This window comes from Paraburkholderia sp. CNPSo 3281, from assembly GCF_024206515.1.
Taxonomy (GTDB): Bacteria; Pseudomonadota; Gammaproteobacteria; order Burkholderiales; family Burkholderiaceae; genus Paraburkholderia; species Paraburkholderia nodosa.
In genome coordinates, this window is sequence record NZ_JAMBPS010000001.1 from 398,915 (window position 1) to 424,724 (window position 25,810).

Here is a 25,810-nt window from a genome sequence, read left to right on the forward strand (position 1 = left end):
GCCCCGAGGCGCCTCGCGCAAGCAAGGCGCTCCGGATCACGCGTTATTGATAATCAGTGAAGCGCGAATCCGGCGGCGACTGAGCCGGCAGCTGCGTGTACCCCGGCACTGCGGTCCTGAACGCCGCCACCAGCCCGTTGTCGACGTTCGACAGTCCCTTGAGCGTAAGCTGCGCGAGAAACCGCGTTGACGAATTCGGCGTGCCCGACGTATTGAGCCCGTTCGCGTAACGCTGCAGGCCGACCCCGAGCACCCAGCAGTCGGCGTCGTACTGCATGCCGACCAGGCCGTCGACGATCCGATGGCCGTTCAGATCGTAGTTGAAGCGGCCCACGGCGTACACCCGGTGCGAGAACGGCCATTGAGCCGAGATCAGAACCTGATTGATCGGCTGGAAGTCGAGCGTGGTGTTCGCGCGCGTGTAGCGGTAGGCCACGTTCAGCACGCGGCTCGTTCCCGGGCTGTACCCGAAACCGATGCTCGCCTTGGTGAGCTGGTTGCTGTCGGCATTATATTGGAACGCCGTTTCCGAAGCGAAACCGGCCCCGATTTTCAGGGCCGCGCCCGCAATCAGGTCCGAATGCGTTGCCTGACTCGTGCTCTCGCCCGAGTTGAGCGTGACGCGCTGATCCTGGAAGTAGTACTGCTGCGCGATCACGAAGCGCGCGCGCTCGTCGCCCGAAGCCGGGTCGATGAAGCGCGTGGTAAGCGCGGCCGTAAGGCGGTTCGCGTCGGCAATGCGGTCGTTACCGACGAAGGTGTTCGGCGTGAAGATTTCCGCGAGGCCGAAGTCCGACTCTGCGGTATCGAAAAGGGGCGCGAACTGCTGGTTGCGGTACGGCGTGTACACGTAGTACAGGCGCGGTTCCAGCGTCTGGATGTAATCCTGACCGAACAGGTGGACCGAGCGGTCGAACACGAGGCCCGTGTCGAAGCTGAAGGTCGGGATCGATTCCGTGAAGCTCTTCGGCGTGCCGACCGGCGAGCCGAAGGTCGTGCCCGCCGGGCCGATGTTGCTCAGGTTGTACGACGCGAAGTGCCACTGAACCTTCGGCGTGACGAAGTAACCCGGCCCCATCAGGGAGTACGACAGGTACGGGTTGAAGACGACGCGGTCGCCTTGGGTCGCATTGTCTTCCGTAATGCGGAAGCGCGAATAGTCGGCTTCCATGCCGTAGTCGAAGCCGCCGACGTTGTACTTCGCGTACTTCACGTTCAACTGCGGCTCACGGCCATAGGGCGGCGTCGACGACTCGACCGTCTGCCAGTGCTGGTAGCGGCCCAGCACCGACCACGGCCCGTTGTTGTACGTGAGGCCGGCTTCCTGCTGGTACAGCGTCTGCGTGCCGTTCAGGAACTGGTTGGCCGGCGACGACAGGTCCGACGGATAGGTGTTGTCCGAGACCTTGTTGTAGTAGACGTAACCGCCGAACCCGTTGCCAAAGTTCTGGTTGTGCTGGATGAACAGCGCGTAGCGGTTCGTCTTCGTGATCGCGTCGTCGGGCAGGAAGGTCCCGGTGATCGAACCCGAGTAATTCGTCGAGAGATACCGGTAGTTGCCCTGCAGGAACACGCCGCGCTTCGAGATGATCTCGGGCGTGAACGTGAAGTCGCGGTTCGGCGCGATGTTGAAGTAATACGGCAGCGAGATTTCGTAGCCGTTCGTCGAGCTGACCGAGAACGTCGGCGGCAGCAGGCCGCTGCGACGGTCACCCGAAAGCGGAAACGACAGCCACGGGCTCGCAAAGATCGGCACGTCCTGGAAGAACAGCACGGCATTGTGCGCGACGCCTTCGTCGCTGCCGGTGTCGAAATCGAACTCGCTGCCCTTGATGTACCACGCCGGATTGGTCGAGCAGTGGCACGCCGTATAGGTACCGGTCGTGAGCACCGAGCGCTCGCTGTCCAGCAGGTCGGCGCGCGCGGCGCTGCCCGAGCCGCCCGTGAGCGTGAAATGGTACTTCGGCGCGGGCATGAAGCCCTCGTTCGCCTCGACCTTCAAATGCGCCTCGGGCCCCGAGAACGTCGTGCCGTTCTGCACGACCGTGACATTGCCGTAGGCATTGGCCATGTCGGTGTCCTGGTCGTAGTGCAGGGCGTCGCCCTTCACCACGTTCGAACCCTGGCGCAGCTCCGAGGCGCCTTTGACGGCGAGGTCGGTGTCCACCGTGCCGGTCGTCGAATCGCCGAGCACGAACGTCGCCGGGTGCTGGCCCGACGCATTGGGGTGATCTTCGAGTTGCGGTGCAATCCGCAGGCTCCACGGGCCGTCCAGCTGCTCGGGCTGCGCGGCCGCGCCCGAGAGCTGGGCGTGCGCGAGCGCGGGCACCAGACCCGGTACGGCCAGGAGTGCCGCGATGAGCCGCCGCTTGCCCGGCACGCCGTCGTCACTAAGGGAGATCGTCTGGAAAAGCTGTCTGGGCGGCATGTATGGTTTTGGCGAATCGGCCCGGCCGCCTGCCCTCTGCATGATGGTGGCCCGCCTGGGCACCCGCCTCCCGATGAACCGGATCGAGGCCGGGCTGCAAACAATTAATTACAATTCATCGTCCCCCTGGAGCGACGATGAATGCGGCGAGCGAACCGTCATGCGGGCTTTGGCGCGAGTCGCGTCAAAAAAGTCGTGGGGTATTATATGGCAAGACGTTGATCCACTGATTTTGCCTCTGGCTTTCATGACCTTTTCCGCCGCGCATTCTCCCGCCGCTTCCTCTGGCGCCTCTCCGACCGACAATCGCCGCGACCTGCTCGCCGCCTGGCTCGGCAGCCACGTCGGCAAGTACGCCCTCGACCTCGCAACGCTCGCCCCGGCCTCGGCCGACGCGAGCTTTCGGCGCTATTTCCGCCTCGCGAGCGCGGGCGCGCACGGCGCGACGCTGATCGCCGTCGACGCCCCGCCGCCCGAAAAGAGCCGCGAATTCGCCCAGATCGCGCAGTGGCTCGAGGCGGCCGGCGTCCACGTGCCGCGCGTGCTCGAAGCCGATTTCGACGCGGGCTTCATGCTCGTGACCGATCTCGGCACGGCGCCCTACCTGAAAGCGCTGCAGGAAGCCGGCCCCGGTGCGCGCTCGCGCGAGCTGATGCGCGACGCGATCGACGCGCTGATCCGTTGGCAGCTCAGCTCACGGCCTGGCGTGCTGCCGGACTTCGACGAAGCCTTCATGCGCCGCGAGATGGAGTTGATGCCCGAGTGGTATCTGGAGCGCCATCTGGGCCGCAAGGTCGACGAAGCCACGCGCGGCGTGCTCGATCGCACCTTCGCCCTGCTCGTGGCGAGCGCCCGCGCGCAGCCGCAAAGCTTCATGCTGCGCGATTTCATGCCCCGCAACCTGATGATCGCCACGCCCAACCCCGGCGTGCTCGACTTCCAGGACGCCGTGTACGGCCCGATCACCTACGACGTCGTCTCGCTGCTGCGCGACGCGTTCCTGAGCTGGGACGAGGAGTTCGAGCTCGACTGCTTCGCGCACTACTGGGAGCGCGCCAAGAAGGCGGGACTGCCTGTCGATGCCGACTTCGGCGAGTTCTACCGCCAGCTCGAGTGGATGGGCCTGCAGCGCCACATCAAGGTGCTCGGCCTGTTCTGCCGCATCAACTATCGCGACGCCAAACCGCATTACATGGCCGACCTGCCGCGCTTTCTCGCCTACGCGAGCAAGGTCGCGCACCGCTACCGCCCGCTCGCGCCGTTCGCACGGCTCATCGACGAGCTGCAGGGCAGCGCCGTCGAAGTCGCTTACACCTTCTGAAGCGGGCCGTCATGACCCAATCGAATCACACGCCGGCCAAGGCGGGCCACGGCCGCACCGCCATGATCTTCGCAGCCGGACGCGGCGAACGCATGCGCCCGCTCACCGACGCCTGCCCGAAGCCGCTCCTCACCGTGGGCGGCAAACCGCTCGTAGAGTGGCAGATCGAGCGGCTCGCCGCGGCGGGCTACACGCGCATCGTCATCAATCACGCATGGCTTGGCGCACAGATCGAGGCCGCGCTCGGCGACGGCGCGCGCTTTGGCGTGACGCTCCACTATTCGCCCGAGCACGACGCGCTCGAAACGGCGGGAGGAATTGCTCAGGCGCTGCCGCTCATCGAGTTGATGGGCACGCCCGAGGTGTTCCTCGCGGTGAGCGGCGACGTCTACAGCGCCTACGATTTCGCGCGCCTGAAGACGCACGCGCAAGCGCTCGCGGCGCAGGCGCAGCCGGGCATGCATCTCGTGATGGTGCCGAACCCGCCGTTCCACCCGAAGGGCGACTTCGCGCTGGGCGTCGACGGCCGGCTAGCGCTCGAAGGCGCGCCGCGCTACACGTTCGGCAATATCGGCCTCTATGACACGCGCATGTTCCGCGACCTCGCGCCCGGCACGAAGCGCGCGCTCACGCCGTACTATCGCGAGGCGATTGCGCAAGGGCGCGTGAGCGGCGAGCTATACGAAGGCATATGGGAAAACGTCGGCACACCCGCACAACTCGAAGCGCTCGACGCCGCGCTGCGCAATTCGACCGACGCGCACCCCGGCTGAAACCCGCGACGCGACGCGCCATGCCAATGCCGGCGCGGCGCGCCTCTTCAGTTTCCACCCGCCGCCGGCAACTCCACCTGCCCCTGTTGTGACTGGGACTGGGGCGCCTCAGCCGCCTTCTGCTGCTGAAGCGCCCACATCTGCGCATAGTGTCCGCCGGCAAGCAGCAATTGCGCATGCGTGCCGCGCTCGACGATGCGCCCGTGATCCATCACGATGATCTGCTGCGCGTGCACGACGGTCGAGAGCCGGTGCGCGATCACGAGCGTCGTGCGCTCGCGCGCGATCTGGTCGAGCTCGTGCTGGATGGCGCGCTCCGAACGCGAATCGAGCGCTGACGTCGCCTCGTCGAACAGCAAAATGGGCGGATTCTTGAGCAACGTGCGCGCGATCGCCACGCGCTGCTTCTCGCCGCCCGAAAGCTTGAGGCCGCGCTCGCCCACGGACGTGTCGTAGCCCTTGGGCAGGCTCTCGATGAACGCATGAATGTGCGCCGCGCGCGCCGCCGCGATCACTTCCTCGCGGCTCGCCGTGGGCCGGCCATAGGCGATGTTGTAGTAGATCGAGTCGTTGAACAGCACCGTGTCCTGCGGCACGATGCCGATCGAGGCGCGCAGCGAATCCTGCGTCACATCGCGGATATCCTGGCCGTCGATCGTAATCGCCCCCCCGCTCGCTCGATCGAGATCGTAGAAGCGGAACAAGAGCCGCGCGAGCGTGGACTTGCCCGAGCCGCTATGTCCCACCACGGCCGTGGTCGTGCCCGCCGCAATGGTGAAACTCAGATCGTGCAGAATCTGGCGCGACGGCTCGTACGCGAAGTTCACGTGCGAAAAGCGCACCTCGGCGCCGCGCACCGCAAGCGCCTGCGCGCCGGGCACGTCGGCCACTTCGCGCTCGACGGTGAGCAGCGTGAACATGCGGTCCATGTCGGTGAGGCTCTGCTTGAGCTCCCGATACACCACGCCGAGAAAATTCAGCGGAATATAGAGCTGCAGCATGAAGGTATTGATGAGCACGAGGTCGCCGAGCGTGAGCCGCCCCGCCATCACGCCCTGCGTGGCGCGCCAGAGGATGAACACGAGCCCGGTGCCGATGATCGCCTGCTGCCCGAAGTTGAGCGCGGAAAGCGAGTGCTGCGACTTGATCGCGGCCTGCCGGTAGCGGTGCAGGTTTTCGTCGTAGCGCTTCGTCTCCCATTCTTCGTTGCCGAAGTACTTCACGGTCTCGTAGTTGATGAGCGAATCGATTGCGCGTGCGTTGGCGCGCGAATCGAGTTCGTTCATCGTGCGGCGGTAATGCGTGCGCCACTCCGTCACCTTCACCGTGAACACGATGTACGCCACGAGCGCGATGAGCGTGACGATCGCGTAGTACGCCTCGTACTTCACCACGAAGAAGCCAAGGACGAGGCCCACTTCCACGAGCGTCGGCAGGATGCTGTAGAGCGAGTACGAAATGAGCTGCGTGATGCCGCGCGTGCCGCGCTCGATGTCGCGCGACATGCCGCCCGTCTGCCGTTCGAGGTGAAAGCGCAGCGAGAGCGCATGCAGATGGCGGAACACCTTGAGCGCGAGCTGGCGCACGGCGCTCTCGGTCACCTTCGAAAACAGGATTTCGCGCAGCTCGGTGAACAGCGACGTCGACAGACGCACGACGGCGTACGCCACCACGAGCAGTCCGATGCCGCCCGCGAGCACGATGCCGGGCGCGTGCTCCGCGCGACCGAGCGCCGTGAGATGGCGCACCGAGGCGAGACCGTCGACGATGTGCTTCATCACGATCGGCACGCCGAGGTTGGCCACCTTCGCACCGATCAGGCAGGTGAGCGCGAACCCCACGCGCCAACGGTAAGCGGTGAGGTAAGGCAGCAGCGAAACGATCGTCTGCCAGTCGTTGCGCGGCCCGGTGGCGGGCAGCGGGGGTTCGTTGGAAGCGGGAAAGCGGCGCATGGGGCGAGCGGCGTGATGCCTGTGCCAGGCGGCGCGCCAAGTCCGGTTCGGGAACCGGAAGCTGGCGCGGCGAAACGGCACGGCGAGTCATGTGGGGCGGATGTGAGGTTCCTGGCGACGGGTTTCGCGAAGGTGGAGGGCTCTAATCGACCCGCCCGCCGCGCCTTATGCTTTCCCGTACAATTCCTGATCGACGTATTGTCGCAGAAGGCGGCGCACGCCGCTGAGCGCCCCACGCCGGCGCGAGGCCTGCGCCGCAAAGCCTTGCGCCGTTCGATCCCTTTTCATGGACGCCCGATGACCGACTCCTTCCCGCTCCCCCAAAAATCGCCTGCGCTGCGCGTCGTGCCACAGCCTTCGGACGCCAACGTTCACGGCGACGTCTTCGGCGGCTGGATCATGGCGCAGGTCGACATTGCCGGCTCGATTCCGGCAAGCCGCCGCGCCAACGGACGCGTCGCGACCGTCGCGGTGAACTCGTTCGTGTTCAAGCAACCGGTGTTCGTGGGCGATCTGCTGAGCTTCTACGCCGATATCGTCAAGACCGGCAACACCTCGGTGACCGTCGAGGTCGAGGTGTACGCGCAGCGTATGCGCCTCCAGGAGGAAGTCGTCAAGGTGACGGAAGCCACGCTCACCTATGTCGCGACCGGCACGGACCGCCGTCCGCGTCAGTTGCCGCCGATCGAATAACCAGGCCGCAAGCGCCCCCGGCGCTTGCACTCGGCTCAAACCCGGCTCAAACCGTCCACACAAGCCCAGGCGCGTCCTCGTAGGTCGCGCTCGCGCGCAACAGCGCCGCGGCCTCGTCGCCGGGTAGCGGCGGCGCGAAGAAGTAGCCTTGCAGCTCGTCGCACGCGCGCGCGCGCAGGAAGGCGAACTGCGCCGAGGTCTCCACCCCTTCCGCGATCACCTGCAACTGCAGCTCGTGCGCAAGCGCGATGATGGCTGCCGTGATCGTTTCGTCGTCGCTGCTCGTGCCGATGTCGGCCACGAACGAGCGGTCGATCTTGAGCCGGTCCACGGGCAGACGCTTCAGGTAGCTCAGGCTCGAATAGCCGGTGCCGAAGTCGTCGATGGCAATACCGATGCCCAGCGCATGCAACTCGTTCAACATCGACACGGCTTCTTCGGCATTGCGCATGAGCGTGCTCTCGGTCAGCTCGATTTCGAGCCAGCAGGCTTCCAGCCCGGTTTCCTGCAGCACGTCCTTCACGAGTTGCGCAATGTCGCGCTGGTGGAACGTCTTCGCCGAGAAGTTCACGGACACGCGCACGGGCGGCAGCCCCGCGAGCTGCCACGCGCGATTCTGCCGGCAGGCCTCGCGCAGCACCCAGTCGGAGAGCGGGCCGATCAGGCCGCTTTCCTCGGCCACGGGAATGAACTGCGCAGGCGACACGAGCCCGACCTCGGGATCGCGCCAGCGCACGAGCGCCTCCATGCCGATGATGCGGCCGCCCTCGATCTCGACCTGCGGCTGGTAGTGCAGCAGGAACTCGCTGTCGCGCAGCGCCCGGCGAAGGCGCCGCTCCAGATTCAGGCGCGCCCCCACATTCGCGTTCATTTCGGGCTGGAAGAACTGGAACGTATTGCGGCCCATGTCCTTCGCGCGGTACATCGCGACGTCGGCCTTCTTCATGAGCGTCTCGGCATCGTTGCCGTCCTGCGGGTAGACGCTCGCGCCCATGCTGCAGCCCACATACAGCTCGGTGCCGTCGATCCACACCGGCTCCGAGATCAGCGCGCGCGCCCGCTCCATCCAGCCGATCAGCGACTTCTCGTCGATGGTGTCGGTAAGCACGATCACGAACTCGTCGCCGCCGTGGCGCGCGACCGTGTCGGTCGTGCGCGTGCAGCGCTGGAGCCGCTCGGCCACCACACCCAGCAGCCGGTCGCCCACGCTGTGGCCGAGACTGTCGTTGACGTTCTTGAAGCCGTCGAGGTCGATGAACACCACGGCCACGCCCGTGTCGTGCCGCTGCGCCGCGAGCAGTGCGTGCTGGAGACGGTCGCGCAGCAGGTTGCGGTTGGGCAGCAGCGTGAGGCTGTCGTAGTTCGCCTGGTATTCGAGCTGCTCCTGGTAGCGGATCAGCTCGGTCACGTCGTTGATGATGCCGATGTGATGCGTGATGCGGCCATCGAGATCGGGCACCGGCGCGATCAGCAACTGGTTCCAGAAGAGCGCGCCGTCCTTGCGGTAGTTGCGCAGCACGGCGCTCACTTCGCGATTGGCAAGCAGCGCCTTGCGCACCGCGATGAGTCCGTCCTGATCGCGGTCGTCGCGCTGCAGGAGGCGGCAGTCCTGGCCGATCACCTCGGCCGGATCGAAGCCCGTGATGCGGCGAAACGCCGGATTCGCGTACTCGATCAGATTACTGCCGCCCGGGCCTGGCGCGGTGATCAGAATGGCGTTGACGCACGCGTCGAGCGCGCGGCTTTGCAGGCGCAGCGCGAGGTCGGCGCGCTTGCTTTCGGTGGTGTCCGAGTACGAGCCGAGCACGCCGATCACGCGGCCGTCGCCGTCGAGCAGCGGCAGCTTGCTCGTGAGCGTCGTGCGGTGCAGGCCGTCGATCGTGTGGTTGTCCTCGTAGTTGATGCGCGGCAGCCCCGAGTCGATCACCTCGCGGTCCTGTTCGCGCATCCCGTCGGCGTAGGCGCGCCACGGCAGGTCGTCGTCGGACTTGCCGATGATCTGCTCGGGGTACGCGAGGCCTGCGTCGCGCGCGAAGGTCATGTTGCAGCCGAGATAGCGCGACTGCGCGTCCTTCCAGAAGATGCGCTGCGGGATGTTGTCGATCACCGACTCGAGCATCTGGTTCGAGCGCTGCGCCTCCGCCTCGGCCTTGATCTGCTCGGTCACGTCGTCGGCGAGCACGAACACGGCGTCGCGGCCGAGGAACGTAAGCGAGTGATGCGAGATGTCGGCGCTGATGATCGAGCCGTCGCGGCGGCGATGGTGCCAGATGCCGGCCATCATGCGCACGTTCTGCGTGACCATGTCCGAGCGCGTGAGGTGTTGTTCGAGCCGCGAGACGTCCTCGGCGGGACGGATATCGCGGATCGTCATGGTGAGGAATTCTTCCTCGCTGTAGCCGTACTGCTGGATCGCGGCGGCGTTCACGGCGAGAAAGCGCAGCGTCTCGCGGTCGAACACGTACATCGGCACCGGATGTGCGTCGAACAGGCCCTGAAAGCGCTCGCTGCGCAGGCGCATGCCGCTCACGGCGCGCAGCTTCTCGCGGGCGGCGCTCTCGCGCGCGCCGAACGTGTAGATGAGGAGCGTCGCGCCCGCGAGCATCGTCACGATCAGCAGTAACAGTGCGCGGCCGCCCGAGCGCGCCGAGTCTGCGAGCGCGGCGGCTAGCGCCAGATCCTCGGCACGTTGCAGCGACGCGAGTTGCCCGTCGAGCTGATCCACGAGGTTGTCGATGCGGATGTATTCGCCGGCGAGCCACGCGGCCGTGGCGGGCGTTGTCGTTGCCGGGTCAGGCAGCCCAGCGGTCGCCGTGATGGGGTTCTGGGCGCCATTCTGGACAGCCGGCGCCACCGTGAGCGTGTCCAGCGTCACGGCACTCGCCGCGTCATCCGCCGCGGCGTGCAGCGGCAAGATCGTGCCAGTCACGACATGACCGGCCATGCGCGCGTCTGCGGTGTTTCCGGGTTGAATCGTCTTCGCGGCGGCGGCGTTGCTGGCGAGCGCCTCGCGCGCGCCCCACGGCGCCGCGGGCGAACGCGCGGCATTCGCGGGCATGGCCGTGCCGAACTCCTGGCTGGCCGCACCGTCAGCCGGCACAGCCTGCGCCGCCGCCGCGGTTCCGCTCGCGCCCGCCGCCACGGTCGCCTGCCCGCGCTCGTCGGCAACGCGCTGCTCGGCGCGCGCAAGCGTCACGTCGATCTCGCTCGCCATCGCGCTAGCCTGCGCCGCCAACGCGTCGAAACGGGCTGCGAGGTCGGCGTTTCCGGCCAGTTCCGCGCGCAGTGCGCGGGCGGTTTCGTCGAGCATGGCGGCGCGCGCGTCGTGCGCGGCGGCTGACTCCGTCTGGCCCTGTGCTGCGAAACGGCCCAGCGCGCTCACGCCGCTGCCAAGCGCATCGCGATAGCGGTCGAGGTCGTGACGGATCGTCGCCGCCTGGCTCGCGCGCAGGTCGATCTCGCGCTGACCGTCGATCTGCGTCCACGCGACAAAAGCGTTCGCGCCAACGGCCGCCGCGACGACGGCCAGATTGATGAGTTGGCGCTTCGAAAAAAGAAGGTTCATGAATGCCGAGCGTCGTTCGCGCCCGCGCCGTGAGCGCGGGATGATGGGTCACGACTGCGCGCGACCGGTCGGCGCCTGACGCGCCAACCCGAAATAACGGCAGGGCCGGCCGGGTCTTGAGGGTAAATGTGGAGAAAGAAGCGGAAAACGACCCGCGGCGGCGCAAGGCAGCCGCGGTTAGCGGGAATCGGGTAGGGATCGGCTACGAATCGTGGCGGGCAGCATCGGCGGGAAACAGCGGCTAAAAATCAGCGCGGCACCGCCAGCCCGAACTCGTGCATCGCCGGCGCGAAGTCGTGATTGCCCTCCGGTTTGCGCGCGAGCTTCGCAAGCACGTAGCGCCGGAACGGGTCGAGCTGCGCCCAGTCTTCGAGGCCGGGCGCCTGCAGGCTGGCAAGCTCGGACTGAAGCGCAATGCCGCCCGGCACCGCGTTCACGTCACGCCAGGCCGGCGCTTCTTCGGGCGCGAACCATTCGGGTTCGACGTTCGCGTGCGTGCGCATCATCTCGAAGAGCGCGTGGTCGAAATTGGGCTCGATTTGCGTGTCCTCGTCCACGGGGAAACACGCCAGCAGCCGGCGGTCCTCATAGGGCAGCAACTGCCATTGCGCGAGAGAAATGCGCAGACCAAAACGATCCAGGTTGAAGCGCACGCACATCGGGATATAGGTGAGGTTTTCCGACGAGTCGACCTCGAACCGGAAAAGCAGCGGAGCTTCGTTCAATGCCATGACGGTATCCTCGCGAGGCGGACATAAGCGCGGGCGGCCCGCTTGAGGTATTTTAGAACCTTCCGCGCGCGGCGCGGCCCCGCTGTCCCCCGGCGGCGCTGCGGTACCGCGCCGCACAAGGACCGATGGAATTTTGCGCTTGACCACCTCGACCCGCACCCCAACCCCCACGCCAATGAGCACCGCAAACCGGCCGCAGATCACGACGACGAATCCGCCGACACATCCCCTCGAAACCGAAGGCCAGCCTGGCGCCATCGAATTGCGCGTGCATCGGCACCGCGGCGGCGGCGTGGAAACGCGTGAGGACCACGTGGGCCAGGAATGGCCCGTCGCGCTCGTCTTCAACGGCATTTCGCACGCGGTCATGATGTGCACGCCGCGCGACCTCGAAGCGTTCGCCGTGGGCTTCGCGATCTCCGAAGGCATCGTCGGGCGCAATGCCGACATTCAGGACATCGAGGTGTACTGGCACGCAGAGTCGGATCTGCCGCACGCCGAAGTCCACTTGACCGTGGTGCAGCAGGCGTTCGTCGAACTCAAGGAAAAGCGCCGCGCACTCGCCGGGCGCAGCGGCTGCGGCGTGTGCGGCATCGAGAGCATCGACCTGCTCGATCTCGAACCCGAGCAGGTGCCCGATACGGGCTTCGCCGCGCGCCTCGCACCTGACGCCATCGCGCGCGCCGCACGCGAGTTGCCGCAGCATCAGGCGCTCACGAAGCTCACCGGCGGCCTGCACGCGGCCGCCTGGTGCGACGAACACGGCGCGATCCTGCGCGCCTTCGAGGACGTGGGTCGCCACAACGCGCTCGACAAGCTCATCGGCCAGCTCGTGATGGAGCGCGCCGACACGCAGCAGGGCTTCGTCTTCCTCTCCAGCCGCGCGAGCTACGAACTGGTGCGCAAGGCCGCGCGCGTGGGCATTCCGATGGTCGCGACGATCTCGGCGCCCTCCTCGCTTGCCATCGCCATTGCAAAGCGCGCCGGACTGCGGCTCGTGAGCTTTTGCCGCGAGTCCGGGTACGTCGATTACGAAACGGCCTGAAGCGCCGTTAGCGCTCAATCGAACTGCCGGAAATCCGGCCTGCGCTTTTCGAGGAAAGCCGTGAACGCCTCGCGTGCTTCGGGTGCGAGCAGCATCTTGCCGAAGTGCACGAACTCTTCGCTCATGCGCGTCTTGATCTCGTGCGTATCCGCGCGCTTCATAAGCGACTTCGTCACACGCAGCGACGAGGCGGGCAGCGCCACGAGCTTCGCCAGTTGGCCGCTAACGAACGCGTCGAGTTCGGCCGCCGGTAGCACGCGGTTCACAAAGCCCATGCGATGCGCTTCCGCCGCATCGAAGGTCTCGCCGAGCAGCAGCTTTTCCGCCGCGCCCTGGTGGCCCGCAATGCGCGGCAGCAGCAGCGACGAAGCCGCTTCGGGGCACAGCCCGAGTTGCGCGAACGGCACGGCAAAACGCGCGTTGTCGGCCGCGTAGACCATGTCGCAATGCAGCAGCAGCGTCGTCCCCACACCGATCGCCGGCCCTTTCACCGCGACGACGAGCGGTTTCTCGCAAGCCGCGATGGCGTCGAGAAAGCGGATCACGGGCGAATCGGCGCCCGCGGGCGGACCCTTCAGGAAGTCTTCGATGTCGTTGCCGGCCGTGAAGATCTCGGCGTGGCCGCGCAGCAGCACCGCGCGCACCGAGGCGTCCTTGTTCGCGCCGGTGAGCGCGTCGGCCATCGCCTGATACATCGCGGGCGTGAGCGCGTTCTTGCGCGCGGGCCGGTCGATAGTGATCGTGAGCACGCCGTTTTCGTGTGCTACCTGGATTTCGTTGCTCATGTGCCTGTCTCCTCGCATCCCAATCGTGATACGAAAAACGGTCCGCAGACCGCGAAGTCTGCGAACCGTGTCGATAACGCCGAAGCGCAAATCAGATGAACGCTTACAGCCGCTCGATGATGCCCGCCGCCCCCATGCCGGTGCCGACGCACATCGTCACCATGCCGTACTTGTAGTTGCGGCGACGCAGGCCGTGCACGACCGTCGAGGCGCGGATCGCACCCGTCGCGCCGAGCGGGTGGCCGAGCGCAATTGCGCCGCCAAGCGGGTTGATCTTCGAAGGATCGAGGCCGAGGTCCTGGATCACGGCCAGCGACTGCGCGGCGAACGCCTCGTTCAGCTCGATCCAGTCGAGATCGTCCTGCTTCAGGCCCGCGGCCTTGAGCGCCGCGGGAATCGCTTCCTTCGGACCGATGCCCATGATCTCCGGCGGCACGCCGCGCACCGCGAAACTCACGAAACGCGCGAGCGGCGTGAGGTTGAACTGCTTGAGGATCTTCTCGGAGACGACGATCAGCGCGCCCGCGCCATCCGAAGTCTGCGAGCTGTTGCCGGCCGTGACCGAGCCCTTGTTCGCGAACACCGCGCGCAGCTTCGCGAGGCCTTCGAGCGTGGTATCGGCGCGCGGGCCTTCGTCGAGTTCGATCAGGCGCTCCTTCACCTTCACTTCGCCCGAGGCGAGATCCGGGAAACGCTCGGCGAGCGTGTACGGCGCGATTTCGTCCTTGAATTCGCCGGCCTGCTGCGCGGCAAGCGCGCGGCGGTGCGATTCGACCGAGAACGCGTCCTGCGCCTCGCGGCTCACCTTCCAGCGCTCCGCCACTTTCTCGGCCGTGAGGCCCATGCCGTAGGCAATGCCAACGTCTTCATTGCGGTCGAAGATATGCGGCGAGAGCGACGGCTTGTTGCCCATCATCGGCACCATGCTCATCGACTCGCAGCCGCCCGCGATCATCGCGTCGGACTCGCCCACGCGGATGCGGTCCGCGGCCATGGCGAGCGCCGTGAGGCCCGATGCGCAGAAGCGGTTGACGGTCACGCCGCCCACGCTCTGCGGCAGCCCCGCGAGCAGCGCGCCGATCCGCGCCACGTTCAGGCCCTGCTCGGCTTCCGGAATCGCGCAGCCGACGATGGCGTCTTCGATCACGCTCGTGTCGAGGCCGGGCACCTGCGCCACGGCCGACCTGATCGCGTGCACCAGCAGCTCGTCCGGGCGGGTGTTCCTGAACACGCCGCGCGGCGCCTTGCCGATGGGCGTGCGGCTCGCGGCGACGATGTATGCGTCCTGCAACTGTTTGCTCATCTCTTACTCCAGTATCTGGTATGCGTCGTGCCGCTTAGTTGCGCACCGGCTTGCCGGTTTGCAGCATGCCCATGATGCGTTCCTGCGTCTTCTGCGTGCCGAGCAGATCGACGAAGGCGCGGCGCTCGAGCTTGAGCAGCCATTCTTCGTCGACCAGACTGCCCGCCTCGACGTCGCCGCCGCACACCGCTTCGGCGATACGGCCCGCGATCAGGTAATCGTGGTCGCTGATGAAGCGGCCGTCGCGCATGTTCACGAGCGATGCCTTGATGGTCGAGATCGCCGAGCGGCCCGCCACCGGAATCTGCGTCGCGCGCAGCGGCGGACGGTAGCCCGCGGCGGAGAGTGCGCGCGCTTCCTTTTTCGCCGTATCGAGCAGTTCGAACACGTTGAAGACGATCGTGTCCGAAGGCTTCAGATAGCCCATTGCGCGTGCTTCGTGCGCCGAGGCCGAAACCTTCGCCATCGCCGCGTTTTCGAACGACTTCTGCAGGAACCGGAGCAGATCGCTCGGTGCCGCGCCGATCGCCTGCGCGCCTTCGGCAGCGCGAATCGCCGCCTCCTTCAGGCCGCCGCCAGCGGGCACGAGACCCACGCCCACTTCCACCAGGCCGACATAGCTCTCGACGTGCGCGACACGCTTCGCGCTTTGCAGCATGATTTCGCAGCCGCCGCCGAGCGCGATGCCCGACACCGCCGCGATCACCGGCACGTTCGCGTACTTCACGCGCAGCATCGTGTCCTGGAACTTCTTCACGAACGGCTCGATGCCCTTCGCCCCGCCCATCATGAACGCGGGCATCGCCTCTTCGAGGTTCGCGCCAGCCGAGAACGGACCGCCCGGCGCGCCGAGCTTGAGCGACGTCGGTTGCCAGATCACGAGGCCCTTGTAGCCGTCTTCCGCGATGTCGATGGCCTTCACGAGGGAGTCGAGCAGGCCCGGGCCCATCGTGTTCATCTTGCTTTTGTACGAGACGATGACGACGTCGTCCTCGCCCGCGCGGTCGTCCACCCAGGCGCGCAGGTTTTCGTTCTCGAACAGCGTCTTGCCGTAGGTCTTCGGATCGCGTGCGCTCGTTTCACCGAACAGCGCCGCACGGAACACCTGACGCTCGTACACCGGCAGCGTCGAGCGCGGCACGTAGCGCGCTTCAGCGGGCGACCACGAACCTTCCGCACCGTGCACGCCGCCGTTCGCGGCGACCAGGCCTTCGAACACCCAGGCGGGCAGCGGTGCATTCGACAGCGCCTTGCCCGCGTCGATGTCTTCCTTCACCCACTCGGCGACCTGCTTCCAGCCCGCGGCCTGCCAGCCTTCGAACGGACCTTCGTTCCAGCCGAAGCCCCAGCGGATCGCGAGATCGACGTCGCGCGCGTTGTCCGCGATCGACTGCAGATGCACGCCGATGTAGTGGAACACGTCGCGGAAGATCGACCACAGGAACTGCGCCTGCGGGTGCTGCGTTTCGCGCAGCAGCTTCAGGCGCTCGGCAGGCGGACGCTTGAGGATGCGGCCCACCAGTTCGTCGGCCTTGCCGCCGCCATCGACGTACTCGCCCGTGTTGGCGTCGAGCACCTTGATCGACTTGCCTTCCTTGCGATAGAAACCGCCGCCCGTCTTCTGGCCGAGCGCGCCCTTCGCCACGAGACCCGCGAGCACGGCCGGCGTCTCGTACACAGGGAAGAACGGATCGTCCTTCAGGTTGTCCTGCATCGTTTTGATGACGTGCGCCATCGTGTCGAGACCCACGACGTCCGCTGTGCGGAACGTCGCCGACTTCGCGCGGCCAAGGCGCGCGCCCGTGAGGTCATCGACTTCGTCGAAACGCAGACCGAACTTCTTCGCCTCGGCGATCACCGCGAGGATCGAGAACACACCCACGCGGTTCGCGATGAAGTTCGGCGTATCCTTCGCGCGCACCACGCCCTTGCCCACCACGCTCGTGAGGAACGATTCGAGCTGGTCGAGGATTTCGGGCTTCGTTTGCGACGTCGGGATCAGCTCGACGAGGTGCATGTAGCGCGGCGGGTTGAAGAAGTGCACGCCGCAGAAGCGCGCCTTCAACGCATCGTCGAAGCCATGCGAGAGTTCGGTGATCGACAGGCCCGAGGTGTTGGTCGCAAAAATCGCGTTCGGGCCGAGGTGCGGCGCGACCTTCTTGTAGAGGTCGTGCTTCCAGTCCATGCGCTCGGCGATCGCCTCGATCACCACGTCGCATTCCGCGAGCTTCGCGATGTCGTCTTCGTAGTTCGCAGGCGTGATGTATTGCGCGTCGTCCTTCACGCCGAACGGCGCGGGCGAGAGCTTCTTGAGCGTCTCGATCGCCTTCAGCGCGATGGCGTTTTTCGGGCCTTCTTTCGCGGGCAGATCGAACAGCAGCACGGGCACGCGGGCGTTGATCAGGTGCGCGGCGATCTGCGCGCCCATCACGCCGGCGCCGAGCACGGCCACCTTGCGAATATTGAGGTTGCTCACGTTGTTCCTCCAGCGGGTATGCAATGTCGAGCGGATTGAGGTGTGGGGGCGGCGTGCCGCAACGGGTGATGCAACCGGCGCCGCCTCTGGACATCGTGTTGACGGGGCGCGCGCCTTTGAAAGGCGCGCGCCCGTTGGCTGTTAGAACAGCGCTTCGTCGACTTCCATCAGCGTCTTCGAACCCGCGCGCGCCTGGCGGATCGACGTAGCCGTTTCGGGCAGCAGCTTCGCGAAGTAGAAGCGCGCCGTGGCCAGCTTCGACTTGTAGAACGGGTCGCCCGAGCTTTCCTTGTCGAGCGCGATGCGCGCCATTCGCGCCCAGAAGTAGGCGAACACGAGGTGGCCCGCCGTGCGCAGGTACGGCACCGCGGCCGCGCCCACTTCGTCCGGGTTCTGCATCGCCTTCATGCCGATTTCCATCGTGAGCTTCTGCATCTTGTCGCCGATGTCGGCGAGCGGATTCACGAACTCCTGCATTTCCGGCTTGATGCCTTCGGCTTCGACGAAATCCGTCACGAGCTTGCCGAACTTCTTGAGCTTCGCGCCCATGTCGCCCAGCACCTTGCGGCCCAGCAGGTCGAGCGACTGGATCGTGTTCGTGCCTTCGTAAATCTGGTTGATACGCGCGTCGCGCACGTACTGCTCCATGCCCCACTCGGCGATGAAACCGTGGCCGCCGTACACCTGCATGCCGAGGTTGGTGCTCTCGAATGCGTTATCGGTGAGGAAGGCCTTGATGATCGGCGTGAGCAGCGCGACGAGGTCGCCGGCTTCCTTGCGCTCGCTTTCGTCGCCGTGCGAGAGCTCCTTGTCGATCTGCAGCGCCGACCAGTACGTGAAGGCGCGCGCGCCTTCGGCCCAGGCCTTCTGCGTGAGCAGCATGCGGCGCACGTCCGGATGCACGATGATCGGGTCAGCGGCCTTTTCAGGCGCCTTCGGGCCGGTCAGCGCGCGCATCTGCAGACGCTCCTTCGCATACGTGAGGGAGTTCTGGTAAGCGACTTCGGTGAGACCGAGGCCCTGCATGCCAACGCCCAGACGCGCCGCGTTCATCATCACGAACATGGCGTTCAAGCCCTTGTTCGGCTCGCCGACGAGCCAGCCCTTTGCGCCGTCGAGATTCATCACGCAGGTCGCGTTGCCGTGAATGCCCATCTTGTGCTCGATCGAGCCGCACTTGATGCCATTGCGCTCGCCCACTTCGCCCGTTGCCGTGGGAATGAACTTCGGCACGACGAAGAGCGAAATGCCCTTGGTTCCCGGCGGCGCATCAGGCAGACGCGCGAGCACGAGGTGGATGATGTTCTCGGCCATGTCGTGCTCACCGCTCGAGATGAAGATCTTCGTGCCGGTGATCGCGTACGAGCCGTCGCCGTTCGGCTCGGCCTTCGTGCGCAGGATGCCGAGGTCGGTGCCGCAGTGCGGCTCGGTCAGGCACATCGTGCCGGTCCACACGCCTTCGACCAGCTTCGGTAGATAGGCCTTCTGGAGTTCGGGCGTGCCGTGCGCATGCAAACACTCGTAGGCGCCATGCGAAAGACCCGGGTACATGGTCCACGCCTGGTTCGCCGAGTTCAGCATCTCGTAGAGCGCGTTGTTCACGAACGCAGGCAGGCCCTGGCCGCCGTAGTCGGGATCGCAGCCGAGCGCGGGCCAGCCGGCTTCGACGTATTGCCTGTACGCTTCCTTGAAACCAGCAGGCGTGGTGACGACGCCGTCGCCGGCGTAGGTGCAGCCTTCACGGTCGCCGACCTGGTTCAGCGGAAACAGCACCTCGGAGCAGAATTTGCCGGCTTCCTCGAGCACCTGGTTGATGGTGTCGGCGTCGAGGTCGGCGTGCTTCGGCATCTGCTTCACTTCGCCTTCCACGTTCAGCAGTTCGTGCAGAACGAACTGCATGTCGCGCAGCGGCGCGGTGTACTGTCCCATGTCTTCTCTCCAAAATTTGAGCTTCGGGTCCCTCGCGCGCCGCCGCGACTTCGATGTTGCGGCCTGGGCGCTACTGGGTCTCGCTCTGATACGAAACAATCAGCTTCTCGAACGCGGCCCACGTATGCTCGACCGCGTCCGGCAGATGCAGGAAGCGGCCGTCATGATGCAGGCCGAGCGTCACGCTATACAGTTCGAAGAGCATCAGCGCGGGATCGGTCTCCTTGCGCAAATGGCCTTCTTCAATTGCCTGCGAAATGGCCCTCAGGAGCGCAGCACGCCACATCGACACGCTCGCGACCAAGGTCTCGCGCACCTGGCTGTCGGCGCGGTCGTCGTACTCGACGGCGCCACTGATGTAGATGCAGCCAGTCGTGACTTCGTGAATGCGCTTCTCGAACCATCGCGACAGCATCGCACGCAGACGCGGCAAACCGCGTGGCTCGCGCAAACTCGGAAAGAAGACTTCTTCCTCGAATCGACGGTGGTACTCGCGCACCACCTCGACCTGCAGGTCTTCCCGAGACCCGAAGTGAGCGAAGACGCCACTCTTGCTCATCTGCATGCGCTCGGCGAGCAGGCCGATGGTCAGGCCTTCAAGGCCATCGCGACCTGCCAGGTCGAGTGCTGCGTCCAGAATGGCGGCTCGTGTCTGTTCGCCTTTTCGCATAGCTTTCTTTACCGTAACGATGTGGCCGCGATGTCGCTGTCAACTGCTCATTAACTGCTTACATCTGGGCCCGAATTAAATCGAACGGCCGTACTATTGTTGAGGACAGCCGTCCGCGAAACAAGGACTTTATTAGAAACCGATTTCTAACCGGCACTCTAATTTTCGGGGTTCGTGCGCCGCGCGCAAGCCGACATTCTCTCGATTGCACGTGCGGGGGGGCGTATGGCAGACATGCCGCGCGGCAGCCCGCGAGCGATGCTAGTCGTAGCCGCCGATGGTGATGAGTTTCATGACCGCACGGTACAGCGAAAAAGCGAACCAGCTCACCGCTCGCACGTGCCACGGGCGCGATTCGTAACGTGCGCGGTCGATCTCGGGCGACTCCTCGAACGCGGCGAGGATGGCGTCGCGCAGCTCCTCGATCTGCGCATGGCTCACGAGCAGGACGTTGGCCTCGTTGTTGAGCACCAGGCTAAGCGCGTCGAGGTTCGACGAACCGACCGTGCCCCACAGGCAATCGACCACGGCCACCTTCCCGTGCAGCATGGTCTTCTCGTACTCAGCAATCTGAACGCCCGCGCTGAGCAACTGGTGATAAAGGAAGGGGGTGCCGTAGTCGAGCACCTTGAATTCTTTTCGTCCGATCAAAAGCTTCACGTCGACGCCGCGCGTGGCCGCCTCGACGAGCGCGCGCCGCAGCCGCCGCCCCGGCATGAAATACGGATTGGCGAGCAGCACTTCCTTGCGCGCCTCGCCGATGGCTTCGAGGTAGGCCTTCTCGATCGCGCGGCGGTTCACGACGTTGTCGCGCGCCACGAACGCCACGCAAGGCACGTGCGCCGTGCGCGGATCGGGCACGCCCGCGCGCAGGCGCTCGCGCAAACGCTCGACAATGCGCCGCGCACGGCCCGTGCGCATGACGGGCGCGAGTTCGCGCAGCATTTCATTGACGGCCTTGGTTGGCCGGCCGATGGTGTGCCCTGTTGGATGCGGCGCGAGATAGCCGGCACTCGCGGGGACGCCCGGCGAAAGCGAGGTTGGCGACCCCGGCGCGGCAAGCGGCGGCCGATAGCCGAGCCGGATACGCCGCCATTGAAGTTCGACGGCCTCACGCACATCCACGACGACCGGGCCCGTCAGCTCTACCGCGAAATCCCAGCGCGGAAACGGCAGCGGCTTGCCGTCGTTCAACATGTCGTCGACGACGTTGATGCCGCCGCAGTACGCGTAAAGATCGTCGACGACAACCAGCTTGCGGTGCGTTCGCGAGAAGCCGAAGCGCCCAAAGATATGCGGGTTGTAGATACGATGCTCGACGCCGGCGGCAGGCCATTCGTTGAAAAGATCCAGCCTCTCGGTGCCCACGCCGTCGGTGATCACGCGTACGCGCACACCGCGCCCCGCCGCGCGCACGAGCGCGTCGGACACGGCCTGGCCGGTATCGTCATGGCAAAAGATGTAGGTTTCGAGCGCGACATCGCGCTGGGCCGCGTCGATGCGCTCGATCATCGCCGAGAAGAGAGCCGTGCCCGACTGGAAAAGCCGCACGTCGTTGCCGCTCGTAAAGCGATAGCGCGAACGATAACGCCGGCCAAGCAGCGCCTCGCGCAACCGAACCAGGCGGTGCGGCTCGACTTCGCGGCCGTTCTCGTCCGCGAAGGGATCGGGGCGCTCGCGCTGGGTCTCGCTCACTTGCTTGCTCCACGCAACCGCTCGGGCAGTTGCAATATGGCCTCGCGGTTCGACCACGAGAAGCACTTCGCCGCCGCCTGCTCGTAGGGCAGCCACACATAAGCCGTATGCTCGCGCGGCGCGAGCGTGACGACTGTGCCCGTGGGCACTTCCAGGCTGAACCAGTGCTCGGTATTGCGCGTGACGCCGGGCGCATAGCGATGGCGCCAGACAGGATAGATTTCGTACTCGATCTCGTGGTGCCAGTCGAGCAGCGCCGCCTGCGGAACGCCCACCGCGCCGACGGCAATACCCGTCTCCTCGCCCACCTCGCGCACGGCGGTTTCGGCGAACGGCTCGCCTGGGCGATCTTTCGAGCCGGTGACCGACTGCCAGAAACCCGGGCGGTCGGCGCGTTCGATGATCAGGACCTCCAGTTGCGGCGTATGGATGACGACGAGTACGGATTCCGGAATCTTCGGCGGCTTCTGCATGGTGTTGGAGCGTGGGGAGGAACGCGCGCTGCGCGCTTGCGGCGCGTCTAAAGGTAATTTAACGCAAAAAGCAAAAAAGGCGCACGATGCGCCTTTTTTGTTGTTGCGATGCAAAAGCCCTGATGGGCCTTCGCAGCAGGAGTGCCGCTTACTGCGCCGTCTTCTGCTCGGGCTGACGCAGACGGATGTGCAGTTCGCGCAGTTGACGCTCGTCCACCGGGCTCGGCGCCTGCGTGAGCAGATCCTGCGCGCGTTGCGTCTTCGGGAACGCGATCACGTCGCGAATCGAATCGGCGCCGGCCATCATCGTGACGATGCGGTCCAGACCGAACGCGATACCGCCATGCGGCGGCGCGCCGTACTGCAGCGCGTCGAGCAGGAAGCCGAACTTCGCGCGCGCTTCTTCCGCATTGATCTTGAGCGCGCGGAACACCTTGCTCTGCACGTCTTCCTGATAGATACGCACCGAGCCGCCGCCGATCTCCCAGCCGTTCAGCACCATGTCGTAAGCCTTGGCGAGGCAGCGGCCCGGATCCGTTTCGAGGTATTCCAGGTGCTCGTCCTTCGGGCTCGTGAACGGGTGGTGCGCGGCCACGTAGCGGTTTTCTTCCTCGTCGTACTCGAACATCGGGAAGTCGACGACCCACAGCGGCTTCCAGCCCTTCTCGACGAGGCCGTTGGCCTTGCCGAACTCCGAGTGGCCGATCTTCAGGCGCAGTGCGCCCAGGCTGTCGTTCACGACCTTCGCGCGATCTGCCGCGAAGAAGATGATGTCGCCGTCTTGCGCGCCGGTACGCTCGAGGATCGCGGCAATCGCGGCGTCGTGCAGGTTCTTGACGATCGGGCTTTGCAGACCGTCACGGCCCTTCGCCGCTTCGTTGACCTTGATCCACGCGAGACCCTTCGCGCCGTAAATACGCACGAATTCCGTGTAGCCGTCGATGTCGCCGCGCGAAAGCTCGCCGCCCTTCGGCACGCGCAGCGCCGCGACGCGGCCGTCCTTCGTGTTGGCCGGTGTGCTGAACACCTTGAAGTCGACGTCCTTCATGGCATCGGTCAACTCGGTGAATTCGAGCTTCACGCGCAGGTCCGGCTTGTCCGAACCGAAGCGGCTCATGGCTTCCGAGTACGGCATGACCGGGAACTTCGCATCGAGCTCGACGCCGATCGTTTCCTTGAACACGTGACGCGCCATGTCCTCGAACAGGTCGCGGATTTCCTGCTCGCCGAGGAACGACGTTTCGCAGTCGATCTGCGTGAATTCGGGCTGACGGTCGGCGCGCAGGTCTTCGTCGCGGAAGCACTTGACGATCTGGTAGTAGCGATCGAAGTTCGCGACCATCAAGAGCTGCTTGAAGAGCTGCGGCGACTGCGGCAGCGCGAAGAACTGGCCCGCGTTCACGCGCGACGGCACGAGGTAGTCGCGCGCGCCTTCCGGCGTGCTCTTCGTGAGCATCGGCGTTTCGATGTCGACGAAGCCGAGCGCGTCGAGATACTTGCGCACGGCCATCGTCACGCGGTAGCGCAGACGCAGGTTGTGCTGCATCTGCGGACGGCGCAGGTCGAGCACACGATGCGTGAGGCGCGTGGTTTCCGAGAGGTTGTCGTCGTCGAGCTGGAACGGCGGCGTGACCGACGCGTTGAGCACCACGATTTCGTGGCACAGCACTTCGATCTTGCCGCTCGTGAGGTTGGCGTTGACCGTGCCTTCCGGACGATTGCGAACGAGACCCTTTACCTGCACGCAGAACTCGTTGCGCACGCCTTCGGCGATCTTGAACATTTCCGCGCGGTCCGGATCGCAGACGACCTGAACGAGGCCCTCGCGGTCGCGCAGGTCGATGAAGATGACGCCGCCATGGTCGCGGCGGCGCTGCACCCATCCACACAGCGAAACAGTTTGGCCCAGCAGCTGTTCGGTCACCAGACCGCAGTATTCAGATCTCATCGACATGATGTTCGTCTTTCGTTATGCATGAATGAACGGGAGCGGCGCGCAGCAGCGCGTCGTCCGGTATTAAAGCGGAGGATCGATGGGGCGGCGTGGTGAGGTTGCCGGCGCGACCACGCCCATCGAAACAATATACTTGAGCGCGGCGTCGACGGTCATGTCCAGCTCGACCACCTCGCTCTTTGGCACCATCAGGAAAAAGCCCGACGTCGGATTCGGCGTAGTCGGGACATACACGCTCACGTGATCTTCCTGCAGGTGGTTGACCACGTCGCCGCCGGGGATGCCGGTGAGAAACGCGATCGTCCACGAACCCTTGCGCGGGTACTCGATCAGGAGCGCTTTGCGAAATGCATTGCCGTTGCTCGAAAGCAGTGTATCGGAAACCTGCTGGATGCTGCCGTACAGCGGTCCGATGATCGGAATGCGGCGCACCAGCGCGTTCCACCACTCCACCAGCTTCTGGCCGATGAAGTTGTGCGTGAGCAGACCGACCCCGAAGATGAACGCGAGCGTAAGCACCGCGCCGAGTCCCGGCAGGCGCACACCGAACATGCGCTCCGGCCGCCACGATTCGGGCAGCAGCAGCAGCGTCTGATCCATCGTGCCGATGACGAGGTTCAGCACCCACAGCGTGATGGCCAGCGGCACCAGCACCAGCAGGCCGGTCAGGAATACCGATTTGAACGTCGCTTTCTTGATCGTCATGTACACCGCCAAGCGCGGCGCCTCTCCCTGGGATTGCAGGAATCGCGCCGCAGGTTTTCAGGTCGAGGCTGCCGGGCTGGGCGTGCTCGCTGGGGTGCTCGCGGCAGGCGCCGCTGCGCTCGAATCACTGGAAGCGCTCGCGGCGCCCTCGCCGGCCGGCTTGCTGGCCTCCGGCGACGGCGCGTTTTCGCCAGCCTCCTTCGCGCCGGTCGCCGCGCCGCTCTTGCCGCCGTTGCCGCCGCGGAAATCGGTGACGTACCAGCCCGAACCCTTCAGCTGGAAGCCCGCTGCGGTGACCTGCTTGCGAAATGTGTCCGCGCCGCAACTCGGGCACTGCGTCAGGGGCGCATCGCTCATCTTTTGGAGCACGTCCTTGTCGAAGCCGCACGACTCGCAGCGATAAGCGTAGATCGGCATGATCTCTATCCTGATGAAAATCTGATAATTGCTTGCAAAGCCTTGAATTATAGCCGCAAACCAGGATCGTCCCTGGCATTTACCGGGGTTGCGTGCCCAGCGGGGAGGATCGGAGGGTTGCGGCCGCCACACCTCAGATGAGGGCAGGTTGCGTGCACATCAAGAGAGCGCGCGGCCATGCAAGGCGGCGAGCCCATGGCGTGCCTGCCTAAAGACAGCTCAAACGTGCGACGGCGCGACGTCGTTGCGGCGCCACACGAGCCAGCGCTCGCGCCCGACGAACACGGACAGCGAGTCGGCCACGGGCTGATCGTCGGCCAACGAGAAGTACGGCGTGAGCAAGGCGTCGAGTTCGTCGCGCGCGATGGCGAACGGCGGCCCCTTGGGCGTCTCGCCGATGAAGAAGTAGCCCGCGAGCAACGCGCCGGGCTGCAACAGCTGGGCCATGCGGGTGGCGTAGCTCGCGCGCTGCGCTTTGGGCAACGCGCACAGGAACGCGCGCTCGAACACCCAGGCCGGCGTGAACGACGGCGTGTAGGCGTAGAAGTCCGCCTCTTCGACGACACCCGCGTACTGCCCCAGCGCCGTACGCGCGCTCGCGACCGCGGCTGGCGCGAAGTCGATGGCGCGCACCGTGCGGCCGCGCTCGGCGAGCCAGCGTGCCTCCCAGGCGTTGCCACAGCCCGGAATCAGCACGGCGGCCTCAGGGTGCGCCGTGGCGAAAGCTTCGAACTGGCGCTGCACGCCCGCCTGATCCCACGGCGTGAAGCCGCGCGCGAAGCGCTCGTCCCAGAACGAGGGCGACGCCGGGTCGCGGGTTTCGAACTCGGGCACTTCGCCCGGTTGCGGCGGCAGGGTCGGGTCGCTCATCGTCTCACTCCTTGTTCTCGTGGTC

The 25,810-nt window shown here is 65.6% G+C and carries 19 protein-coding genes; 4 read left to right on the forward strand and 15 right to left on the reverse strand.

Features of this window, described 5'->3' with window-relative positions; translation table 11 throughout:
* Nucleotides 1-43 precede the first annotated feature (43 nt).
* Complete coding sequence (locus tag M3I56_RS01875; protein WP_254352301.1) at nucleotides 44-2,428, reverse strand: LPS-assembly protein LptD; 2,385 nt, start codon at nucleotides 2,426-2,428, stop codon at nucleotides 44-46.
* 247 nt (nucleotides 2,429-2,675) lie between these two features.
* On the opposite strand from M3I56_RS01875, the gene M3I56_RS01880 reads away from it, so the two are divergent.
* Nucleotides 2,676-3,749, forward strand: a complete 1,074-nt coding sequence (locus tag M3I56_RS01880) for an aminoglycoside phosphotransferase family protein (RefSeq protein ID WP_375541659.1) — start codon at nucleotides 2,676-2,678, stop codon at nucleotides 3,747-3,749.
* A 62-nt stretch (nucleotides 3,750-3,811) separates the two neighbouring features.
* Entirely contained in the window at nucleotides 3,812-4,522 is a 711-nt protein-coding gene (gene murU / locus M3I56_RS01885) for an N-acetylmuramate alpha-1-phosphate uridylyltransferase MurU (protein ID WP_254352346.1), read from the forward strand.
* Nucleotides 4,523-4,569: 47 nt separating this feature from the next.
* Here murU and M3I56_RS01890 read toward each other — a convergent pair whose 3' ends face one another.
* The gene (locus M3I56_RS01890; protein ID WP_254352302.1) at nucleotides 4,570-6,474 is read right to left on the reverse strand and encodes an ABC transporter ATP-binding protein/permease; all 1,905 of its coding nucleotides are present in this window, start codon (nucleotides 6,472-6,474) and stop codon (nucleotides 4,570-4,572) included.
* A 297-nt stretch (nucleotides 6,475-6,771) separates the two neighbouring features.
* On the opposite strand from M3I56_RS01890, the gene M3I56_RS01895 reads away from it, so the two are divergent.
* Entirely contained in the window at nucleotides 6,772-7,167 is a 396-nt protein-coding gene (locus tag M3I56_RS01895; protein ID WP_158758619.1) for an acyl-CoA thioesterase, read from the forward strand.
* Between the two features lie 46 nt (nucleotides 7,168-7,213).
* On the opposite strand, the gene M3I56_RS01900 is transcribed toward M3I56_RS01895, so the two are convergent.
* Nucleotides 7,214-10,732, reverse strand: coding sequence for an EAL domain-containing protein (locus M3I56_RS01900; RefSeq protein ID WP_254352304.1), 3,519 nt, complete (start codon nucleotides 10,730-10,732; stop codon nucleotides 7,214-7,216).
* A gap of 248 nt (nucleotides 10,733-10,980) precedes the next feature.
* Complete coding sequence (locus M3I56_RS01905; protein WP_028206009.1) at nucleotides 10,981-11,463, reverse strand: nitrate reductase associated protein; 483 nt, start codon at nucleotides 11,461-11,463, stop codon at nucleotides 10,981-10,983.
* 175 nt (nucleotides 11,464-11,638) lie between these two features.
* Between M3I56_RS01905 and fdhD the strand changes: the two genes are divergently transcribed.
* The gene (fdhD, locus tag M3I56_RS01910; protein ID WP_254352347.1) at nucleotides 11,639-12,508 is read left to right on the forward strand and encodes a formate dehydrogenase accessory sulfurtransferase FdhD; all 870 of its coding nucleotides are present in this window, start codon (nucleotides 11,639-11,641) and stop codon (nucleotides 12,506-12,508) included.
* A gap of 14 nt (nucleotides 12,509-12,522) precedes the next feature.
* Here the strand turns inward: fdhD and M3I56_RS01915 are convergent, their stop codons facing one another.
* From M3I56_RS01915 to M3I56_RS01965, 11 genes are all read right to left on the reverse strand, one after another.
* Complete coding sequence (locus tag M3I56_RS01915; protein WP_254352306.1) at nucleotides 12,523-13,293, reverse strand: enoyl-CoA hydratase; 771 nt, start codon at nucleotides 13,291-13,293, stop codon at nucleotides 12,523-12,525.
* Between the two features lie 103 nt (nucleotides 13,294-13,396).
* Nucleotides 13,397-14,596 carry an acetyl-CoA C-acyltransferase gene (locus M3I56_RS01920; protein WP_254352308.1) on the reverse strand — a complete coding sequence of 400 codons (1,200 nt, stop codon included), beginning with the start codon at nucleotides 14,594-14,596 and terminating at the stop codon, nucleotides 13,397-13,399.
* A gap of 34 nt (nucleotides 14,597-14,630) precedes the next feature.
* Nucleotides 14,631-17,072 (reverse strand): 3-hydroxyacyl-CoA dehydrogenase/enoyl-CoA hydratase family protein, encoded by a 2,442-nt coding sequence (locus M3I56_RS01925; protein WP_254352310.1) that lies wholly within the window; start codon nucleotides 17,070-17,072, stop codon nucleotides 14,631-14,633.
* A 141-nt stretch (nucleotides 17,073-17,213) separates the two neighbouring features.
* Complete coding sequence (locus M3I56_RS01930) at nucleotides 17,214-19,001, reverse strand: acyl-CoA dehydrogenase C-terminal domain-containing protein (protein WP_254352312.1); 1,788 nt, start codon at nucleotides 18,999-19,001, stop codon at nucleotides 17,214-17,216.
* Between the two features lie 70 nt (nucleotides 19,002-19,071).
* Nucleotides 19,072-19,671, reverse strand: a complete 600-nt coding sequence (locus M3I56_RS01935; protein WP_028206015.1) for a TetR/AcrR family transcriptional regulator — start codon at nucleotides 19,669-19,671, stop codon at nucleotides 19,072-19,074.
* 261 nt (nucleotides 19,672-19,932) lie between these two features.
* Nucleotides 19,933-21,294: a cardiolipin synthase ClsB gene (gene clsB / locus M3I56_RS01940; RefSeq protein WP_254336451.1), complete on the reverse strand. Its 1,362-nt coding sequence runs from the start codon at nucleotides 21,292-21,294 to the stop codon at nucleotides 19,933-19,935.
* 68 nt (nucleotides 21,295-21,362) lie between these two features.
* Nucleotides 21,363-21,839: a dihydroneopterin triphosphate diphosphatase gene (gene nudB / locus M3I56_RS01945; protein WP_254352314.1), complete on the reverse strand. Its 477-nt coding sequence runs from the start codon at nucleotides 21,837-21,839 to the stop codon at nucleotides 21,363-21,365.
* A gap of 148 nt (nucleotides 21,840-21,987) precedes the next feature.
* A complete protein-coding gene (gene aspS, locus M3I56_RS01950; RefSeq protein WP_254352316.1) occupies nucleotides 21,988-23,793 on the reverse strand; it encodes an aspartate--tRNA ligase in 1,806 nt (601 codons plus the stop codon).
* Between the two features lie 63 nt (nucleotides 23,794-23,856).
* Nucleotides 23,857-24,498 carry a DUF502 domain-containing protein gene (locus tag M3I56_RS01955; RefSeq protein ID WP_042266455.1) on the reverse strand — a complete coding sequence of 214 codons (642 nt, stop codon included), beginning with the start codon at nucleotides 24,496-24,498 and terminating at the stop codon, nucleotides 23,857-23,859.
* Between the two features lie 57 nt (nucleotides 24,499-24,555).
* Complete coding sequence (locus M3I56_RS01960) at nucleotides 24,556-24,915, reverse strand: FmdB family zinc ribbon protein (protein ID WP_254352317.1); 360 nt, start codon at nucleotides 24,913-24,915, stop codon at nucleotides 24,556-24,558.
* Between the two features lie 219 nt (nucleotides 24,916-25,134).
* The gene (locus M3I56_RS01965) at nucleotides 25,135-25,785 is read right to left on the reverse strand and encodes a methyltransferase domain-containing protein (protein WP_254352319.1); all 651 of its coding nucleotides are present in this window, start codon (nucleotides 25,783-25,785) and stop codon (nucleotides 25,135-25,137) included.
* Nucleotides 25,786-25,810: the final 25 nt, after the last annotated feature.